This is a genomic window from Corallococcus sp. CA041A, assembly GCF_003612075.1.
Lineage (GTDB): Bacteria > Myxococcota > Myxococcia > Myxococcales > Myxococcaceae > Corallococcus > Corallococcus exiguus.
Window position 1 is genome coordinate 1 of the sequence record NZ_RAWF01000350.1, and the last position, 8,713, is coordinate 8,713.

Annotated in this window: 3 protein-coding genes; all 3 read right to left on the reverse strand. The window is 72.3% G+C overall.

Features of this window, described 5'->3' with window-relative positions; translation table 11 throughout:
- Positions 1–159: 159 nt before the first annotated feature.
- The 3 genes from D7V77_RS38055 to D7V77_RS38065 are packed head-to-tail and all read right to left on the reverse strand — an operon-like array spanning position 160 to position 8,393.
- A complete protein-coding gene (locus D7V77_RS38055) occupies positions 160–1,470 on the reverse strand; it encodes an adenylosuccinate synthase (RefSeq protein ID WP_120566437.1) in 1,311 nt (436 codons plus the stop codon).
- A 12-nt stretch (positions 1,471–1,482) separates the two neighbouring features.
- Positions 1,483–5,151, reverse strand: a complete 3,669-nt coding sequence (locus tag D7V77_RS38060) for a UvrD-helicase domain-containing protein (protein ID WP_120581131.1) — start codon at positions 5,149–5,151, stop codon at positions 1,483–1,485.
- Positions 5,148–8,393: a PD-(D/E)XK nuclease family protein gene (locus D7V77_RS38065; protein ID WP_120581132.1), complete on the reverse strand. Its 3,246-nt coding sequence runs from the start codon at positions 8,391–8,393 to the stop codon at positions 5,148–5,150. The genes D7V77_RS38060 and D7V77_RS38065 overlap by 4 nt, the downstream gene beginning before the upstream one ends.
- Positions 8,394–8,713 lie beyond the last annotated feature (320 nt).

Sequence of the window (8,713 nt, forward strand, 5' to 3'; positions counted from 1 at the left end):
CCGGGGGCTGGGGGCCGGGGCCCTGGGCCCAGGCTGGCACCGCCAACGTGCCGAGCCACACCACCGCCGAGACTCCGAGCTGGAACCTGCGCGTGCGAACCATGTCCCTCTCCCGTCCTGGCCCCCGGCGGGCCAGGACCACTGCGGCCTGCGTCCTTCCTAGCTGCGGAAGGGGTTCTGCAGGAGCACCGTCTCGCCGCGGTCGGCGCCCACGGACACGCACACCACGGGCACGCCGCTGACCTCTTCCACGCGGCGCACGTAGCGCTTGGCGGCTTCCGGCAGCTCGTCGAAGGTGCGCACGCCGGCGATCTTCTCGTCCCAGCCGGGCAGCGACTCGTAGATGGGCTTCACGCGCGCCAGGTCCTCGTAGTCACCGGGCAGCTCGGTGACGCGCTGGCCGTCCAGTTCGTACGCGTTGCAGATGCTGAGCGTCTTGATGCCGCTGAGCACGTCCAGCTTGGTGAGCGCCAGGCCCCACAGGCCGTTGACGCGCACCGCGTAGCGCAGCACCACGCCGTCCAGCCAGCCGCAGCGGCGCGGGCGGCCCGTGGTGGCGCCGAACTCGTCGCCCACCTTGCGCAGCCGGTCTCCCAGCTCGTCGCTCAGCTCCGTGGGGAACGGGCCTCCGCCGACGCGCGTGGTGTACGCCTTGCTGATGCCCATCACCTTGTCGATGGCCGTGGGCCCCAGACCCGAGCCCACCGCGGCGTTGCCCGCCACGCAGTTGGAGCTGGTGACGAACGGATAGGTGCCGTGGTCCACGTCCAGCAGCGTGCCCTGCGCGCCCTCGAAGAGGATGCGGGCGCCGCGGCGGACCTGCTCGGAGAGGAAGAGGGACACGTCGTGCACGTAGGGGCGCAGCCGCTCGCCCAGGGCGGAGAACTCCGCCAGCACCTGCGGCGTCTCCAGGCGCGGCACGTCGACGCCGGCCTGGGCGCAGAGGTCCTTCAGCTCCTCCAGCGCGGCGGGCAGGCGCTCGTCGATGCGGCGGCGCAGGCGCTCCGGGTGGAGCAGGTCCCGCACGCGGATGCCCCGGCGGGCGACCTTGTCCTCGTACGCCGGACCAATGCCCCGCCCCGTGGTGCCGATGGCGCTGCCACCGCGCGCCTTCTCACGGAAGCTGTCCAGCAGCTTGTGCCACGGGAAGATGACGTGGGCGTTGTCGGAGATGAGCAGCTGGGCGTCATCCTTGAGGAAGCCGCGCGGCTTGAGCGCGTCGATCTCCCCGACGAGGACGGCGGGATCCACCACCACTCCGTTGCCAATGACACACGTCTTGCCCGGGTGAAGGATGCCGGACGGAATCAGGTGCAGGACGGTCTTCTGCCCACCCACCACCAGCGTGTGCCCCGCGTTGTTGCCGCCCTGGAAACGGACGACCACCTGGGCATGCTCGGTGAGAAGGTCGACGACCTTGCCCTTCCCCTCATCTCCCCACTGCGCTCCGATGACGACGACGTTCGGCATGGTGCCCGCCGCTTAGCACGCGGGAGGGGCCGGGTGACAGTGTTCCGCGAAGCCGCAGTGAAGGGCCTGGCAGGCCGCCCTGTCCCACCCCGGCCATGCCCGGGACATTTCGGCCTGGACAAGCGCTCGGACGCCCTCGGCCAGCCGGCGCACCGCCCCGGCGTCGGCGGATCCGGCCGGGAGGAATTCCGGCTCTGGGGAGGCGTCGCCCAGGAAGGCCACGCCCACCCGCACCGCCACCCCCTCGCGAACCATCCGCGCGGACGCCAGGGCCAGGGCCGTCAGCTCATGGACACACGAGGCCGGGCCCAGGGGGTGGCGAGCACCCGGGCGAAGGAGCACCGCCACGGCCTCGCCGTCCGGCGACTCCCAGAGCAGATCCACCGCGCCCTCCACGCTGGCGCTGTCATCCAGGTCCAGCACGAAGTCCAGGCCCCGGTGGATGGTGGACGCGGGCACCGCCGCGAGCTGGCGGGCGAACGTCGTGTCCAGGAAGCGCTCCACGGTGGCGAGCACGTCGCCCAGGTCGCCCTCGTCTGGATCCCGGCCCGCGCTCCGCAGCAGGTTCTCCAGGTGCGCGCGCCGCTCGGAGGCCTCCACGTCCGCGTCCGCGAGTGACAGGTCCACTTCGCGTAACAGCCGTGTGACGAGCTGGTCCGGACGCTCCACGGGCAGCCAGCCATCGGGCTCCACGAAGAGGGGCGCGGCGCGCACGAGGGCCTCCCACGGTTCGGATCCGACGGCGAGCCCCAGCCGATGGAGCTGGTGGTAGCGGCGAGGACAGGTGAGGAAGTCCTGGACCGCGCGCACGGAGGCGACCGCCGGGGCGTCGGTGAACACTTCGGCACCGGCTCCGGAGGCTTCGACGGACATGCGCTCCAGCGCGGACTCCAGGCGGATCCGCGCCTGTTCGAGCTGCTCCTCCGTGGGCGGCTCCGGATCCGCGGGCGGCGGCAGCTGCTCCACGTCCACGTCGTTGGCGAGCGCACGCAGGTCCGGATCCGCGTCCAGCCGCCGGTCCACGCGGTGCCACCACGTGTCCGTGCCCGCGCGCTTCTCCTCGCCGCCGGACAGCACGAGCAGGTCCTTGGCGCGCGTGAGGGCCACGTAGAGCAGGCGCAGGTATTCGGCGTCCTCGCGGGCCTTCAGCTCGGCGCGCACGGCCTCGAAGCGTTCGGAGGTGAAGGTGTCCAGCGAGTCCGGCATCCACGGCCGCAGGGCCAGGCCGAAGGAGCGCTCGAAGTACGCCCGAGCGGACGTGGTACGGCGGCGTCCTCCCATCCCGGGCACGATGACCACCGGCCACTCCAGGCCCTTGGCGCGGTGGATGGTGAGCAGTTGCACGGCGCGAGGGTCGCCCTCGTCCAGCAGGTCCGCCTGGGCCTCGTTGGGGTCGGAGTCCGCCAGCTGGCGCAGCTCGCGCGCGAAGGCCACGCAGCCTCCCGTGCCGCGCTCGTCCCTGCGCGCCGCCAGCGACAGGAGCTTCTCCACGTTCGCGCTCGCCTGCTCCGCGTAGGGAGAGCCCGCGAGGGCTTCGCGGTAGCCGGTCGCGTCCAACGCTGCCTGCAGGAGGGCATGCACGCCCAGCCGATCCCTCTCTCGCCGTAGCACGGGGATGAGTTCCAGGAAGCGCGCGAGCCGCGACTGCTCACGCGCGGACATGGCGGCGCGGACCTCTTCATCCACCAACCGGGGTGAGCCGAGCGACAGCGGCAGGTCCCCCGCGAGCCGGAACAGCGACGCGTCCGACAGGCCGACCAGCGGCGAGCGCAGCACCGCGGCGAACGCCAGCGCGTCGTCCGCGTCCGCGAGCAGCGCCAGCAACGAGGCGAGGTCGCGCACCTCCTGCGCCCCGTAGAACCCGCGGCCTCGCAGCACCCGGTGCGGCACGCCATGGCGGATCAACGCCTGCCGGTACTCCTCCAGGTGCGTGAAGGTCCGGAAGAGCATGGCCACGTCGCCGCCGCGCGCGGGACGCAGGCCCTTCTTGTCCTCCGCCATCACCGCCGGCGGAGCACCCGGCGCGAGCATCACCCGCAGCCTGCGGGCCACCGCGTCCGCTTCGTACTCGCGCAGCTCCGGGGCGGTGTCGGCCTCCGGCAGGGTGAGCCGCTCCACCACGGGCCCATCCGCCAGGTCCGGGCGCGTGGGCGACAGGTCGTCCGTCTCGGGTTCGTAGACGACCTCGAAGGGACGGGGCGTTGACTCCTTCGCCACGAGCAGCCCAGCGAACGCGCGGTTGAAGAAGGACAGGACACCGGGCAGCGAGCGGTAGTTGTTCTGGAGGAAGCCGCGCATGCCGCCCTCGGCGTCAATCTTGTCCGCGAGGACCTTGAACACGGACACGTCCGCGCCACGGAACTCGTAGATGGACTGCTTGCGGTCACCCACCGCGCACAGGAACGCGGGCTCCAGGGGCAGCGCGGCCACGAGGTCCGCGTCCGGCGTCAGCTCGCGCGGGCCGCCTTCGCGCTTCTCCGACAGGAGCAGCACCAGCTCCAGCTGCAACCGGTTGGTGTCCTGGAACTCGTCCACCAACAGCGCGCCCTGCCGCTCCTGCACCTGCTGACGGAACTCCGGATGGTCGCGCAGCAGGTCGCGCGCCTTCACCAGCAGCGAGGTGAAGTCGAACACGTTGCGCCGGGTCAGCTCCGCGTCGTGCCGCTCCTCCACCTGGGTCAACAGGTCGCGGAAGGTCGCCTCGAAGGGCGCCGTGCGCCACGCGGCGTAGGCATCCTCCAGCCGCCGCACGGAGCCGTCGCTCTTGCCCTTCACTCTCCAGAGCAGTTCCTTCAAGCACGCGCCCGCGCCCTTGCGCAGGTTGGCCAGGTTGCGCGGCTCCGACAGCAGCACATTGCGCAGCGTCGGGAAGTGGGCCGGCTGCATGAACGTGTCCGGCGTCATGCCCTTCAGCGCGGGCTCGGCTGCGGACAGGAGGTTGCTCCACTCGCCCTTGGTGTCCTGGGCGCGGGCGTCCAGACAGAGGCGGCGGCAATCGTCGATGAGGGCTTCGAGCTGCGCCTTGTCCGCCACGCCGTCGCCCACGCGCGCGGTGGCGGCCTTGAGGCCCTCCTCGCGCAGCGTGCCGTAGACGTCCATCAGCGCGGCCACGAGCCCGTCGGAGAAGCCGGAGCCGGAGAAGCCCAGCTCCGCGCACAGCTCGCGCACGCGCGCGTCGCCGCCCTCCAGCGCGTCCAGGACGACGCGTTCGGTGACGTCCTCCAGCAGGCCCGATGCCTCCAGTTCGTCGAGCACCTCGAAGGCGGGATCAATGCCCACCGCGGGCGGCGCGCGGCGCAGGAGCTGACCGCAGAGCGAGTGGAACGTGCCCACCGTCGCGGCGCCCAGCTCCTCGCGCACCTTGCGCCACGCGTCCTGCGTGGGGAACGGACGCTCCAGCCTCGCGAGCGACGCGCGCAGCACCTTCTCCGCGTCGAGCGGGACGTCACCCTGGGCCAGCGCGTCCAGGCGCTCGCGGACGCGCTTGCGCATTTCGGCGGCGGCCTTGTCCGTGAACGTGAGCATGCACAGCCGGGAGGGACGCAGCGGATCCGCCTGCCGTGCTCCCGCGAACAGGTGCAGCGTCATCGTGACCAGGCTGTACGTCTTGCCCGCGCCTGCGCCCGCCATCAGGGCCAGGTTCTTCTCCAGCGCGAGCATGTGGGGCGCGGTGTCGCTCATCCGCTCCCCTCGTCCGAGATGCGGCGCTCGGTGATGCGGCACACCGCGCGGTAGCCGCACTTGCCGCAGTCATTGGGCCGCGCCGGAAAGTCGCCCTTGCGCAGCTGGCGCACCAGCGACTCCACCGCGTTGGGCAGGTTGAGTCCGGCGGCGTCCGCCACGCGCTGGCGCACCTCCGGGTCGGTGGACAGCAGGTCCTCTAGCTCCGCGGGCGGCATCACCGCCGACAGATGGATGGCGTCTCCCGTGCGCAGCGAGAACCACGCCGCGTTGCGCGCGCCCACGTGGCCGGCCTCGCGCGCGGCGTAGAGGTACAACGGGAGCTGGAAGTCCGAACGCAGCAGGTTCTCCTTCAGCGTGCGCTTGTCCAGGCGGCCCGTCTTGTAGTCGATGACGCCCACTTCCACACCGGCCGTGTCCAGCCGGTCGATCTGTCCCTCGAAGACGATGGCGTCCTCCGCCACCATCAGCTTCACGTCGCTCCAGCGCTTGTCCTCGGCGGCGGGGCCGAAGCGCAGCTCGAAGCCTTCGGGCACCAGCGGATCAAACGGCAGGCCATGCCGAGGATCCGTCAGGATGCGCCGGGCCATGGCCTGGGCCTTCTCGCCCGCGAGCTTCCACAGCTCGTGGTGGCCCACGTGATACAGCTCCGCGAAGTGCCGGCTGGCCTTCTTGACCGCCTTCTCCAGCACCTCCTCCGGGATGTCCTCCGGCGCCTGGCCCAGGAGCTTCTTCTCCTTGAGCGCCTTGAAGACCTCTTCCATCACGCGATGCCAGAAGGTGCCTCGGCCCCGAGCGTCGAACTCCTCGTTGGCCACCACGGGCTCGGCCACCTTCAGGCCGTATGCGACGAAGCCCTGGAAGCCACAGTTGCCGAACTTCGACAGGGCGCTCGCGGACAGCGGACGCTCCAGGCCGAAGTGGAACGTGTCGCGCAGCTTCTGCTCCAGCTGGGGGCCCTGCACGCCGCCGGTGAATTCGCCGGGCAGTTCGTCCTCGCGGCCGAAGAAGCGCAGGCGCGCGGCCTCCATGTGGGCCAGCTCGCGGGCGCTGCGGAACCAGTCATCCGTGCCGAAGCGATCCTTGAGCACCTGTCCCGCGGGGTCCGGCTCCGTGACACGCAACGACGGGAACGACAGGCCCGCCAGCGCCTCCAGCGCCACGGTGCGCCGCAGCTCCGGCAGCGTGAGCACTTCGTCCAGCGGAAGCACCGGGGGCAGCGTGCGCGTGGACCACTTGTGGCCGGTGAGCCGGCGCACCTCTTCCAGGAACGCGGAGGGCACCTGCTCCTGTCCGCCCGAGGCCTTCACCGCGAACGACAGGCTCAACGAGCCCTCCGCCGCGGCGAGCGCGCTGGCGAAGAGCAGCCGGTCTTCCGTGAGGCGCCAGGGCGCCCGGTCGTCGAACTCGCCGCCGGTGAGGCGGAACACGTCCCGGGTCAGGTGCTGGTTGAGCGCCACGCGCTCCGCGTCTCCGAGGAGCGGCGACGGCGGGTCTCGCCCGGGGAGCCGGCCTTCGGTGAGCCCGGCGACGAAGAGATGCCGGAAGGTGCGGCCCGGAACCTCCGACAGGTCCAGCACCTCCACCGCGCCCGTGGACGAGCCTCGCGCGGGCAGGTGCACGTCGCGCAGCGCGTCCGCCAACCACCGGCCCAGCACGCGCCGGGTGACGCGGGGACCTCCGCCCACGGATCGCAGCGAGCGCAGCAGCGCTTCCATCCGTTGGCGGAACGCCGCGAGCGCCGCGTCGTCCCGGGCCCTCGCGTCCTCGATCCGCGCTCCCAGGGACCCGGCCTCGCGAGCCTCCAGGGGCCCCGCGGAGTCCAGCAGGCCCAGCCGCTCCACGACCTTCCACCACGCGGCGAGTGCCTCCGCGGCGGGGGCCTCCTGGGGGATGTGGCGGCATTCGTCGATGAGCCGCATCACGCGGTCGCGCAGCGCGCGCACGGCCATCACCTTGACCGCGTCCTCCTTGCGCTTGCCGCCCTGCGCGGCCATCCGGCGCGCGAGCCCCTCCAGGCGAACGTCGTAGGCGCCCTTCCCTCGCGTGGCGCCCAGGCGGTCGTCGCGCGCGGCGGCGAGCGCGAAGAGGGTCGCGGGTGCATCCGGCCCGCCGCGCGACAGCGAGGGCACGTAGCGGCTGGAGACGAGCTCCGCCACGCGTTCGGCCGGGAAGCCGTCCTCCATCAGCACCGGCAGCTCCAGCGCCAGCCGCACCGGCCCCGCGAGCGCGAGCGGTTCACCCCACGGCAGACGCACCGGTATGCCCAGGTCGCCCAGGGCCTCCGCGAGCCAGCCCGCCTCCGGGCCCAGGTCCCGGTACGCGATGGCGATGTCGCCCGGCGCGCTGCCCGCGTCGATGAGGCGGCGCACGTCGCGGGCCACCACGCGGGCCTCTTCGCGCGCGTTCGTCGCGTTCCACACGGACAGCCCGTCCACCGCGCCCTTCAGCGCGTCGCGAGCGGCGCGGGGCGAGAACAGGTGCCGGCCCAGGTCGGTGAAGGGGCGGCCCTCGAAGGTGACGTCCGCCTTGAAGAGGTCCACGTGGGGCATGGTTTCGCCCCGGTTCTCGAAGGCGCGGAACAGCGCCGCGAGCGCCGCGTCGGCCACCGGCGAGCCGCCCACCGGCGTCTCCACGCGCAGCGACACGCGCCGGGCCTCGCACGCCGCGGCGAGCCCCATCAGCAGCTCCAGTTTCGACGGGCGCACGTCGTAGACGCCGTGGAGCACCAGCCCCGTCACCCCGTCCCAGCCCGAGGGCCACGCGCCCCGGTCCAGCGCCTCACGAGCCCCCCGGAGCACGTCCTCGCGGTCCGCGAGTCCCAGCTCCGCCAGCCGCTGTTCGTACAGGTGATAGAGCCGGGCGAGGACCCGCGCGCGGGTGCGACGCTCCGGAGGCAGCACCTCCGCGGCGTCCTGGAGTTCGCGAGGGGAGAGCCGGCCCGCCTTCAGGTCCAGCAGCACGTCCGCCGCGGCGCGGGCGAAGGCGGGCTCGCGCACGTAGTCGCCGAACGGCGTGGGGCCGAGCGTGGCGCCCAGGCCAGCCACCACGGCGCGGGCGGTCATCGCGGGACAGGGCCGCCGGTTGAGCTCGCGCGCCCCACCCAGCGCGTGGACGAAGTCGTCCCACGTGAGCAGGTGGGTCCCCACGGAGATGCCCCGCGCACGCCGCTCCGACCGCAGGGCAGCCTGGCGGCGCGCGGCATCAGGGAAGACGTGGAGTGTGCGGCCAGGACGGGGCATGCGGGGCGAGGACTCTAGAACGGCCAGGGGCGCCGTTTTCATGCTCCTTTCTGCGCATTCCCACACCCTGGCCCGTTGTCCGCTCGCCTGCCGCCCTCGGAACCCGGGAAGTCCAAGGACGCAAGCCTTTCCGCCCGACCCGGGACAGCTCCGTTCAGGCTGGAGGCGCCCAGGGCTCTGAACCTGTCCGACAGGAGGTCTGCGCGGAATAGGGGTGAAGGCTGACTGGCTACTGAGCCTCAAGGGAGGCAGGGGCCTCCAGCACGAAGTAGACGCAAAAAAGCCGGCTGCGTGTCAGCAGCCGGCGGATGTTGTGGGCC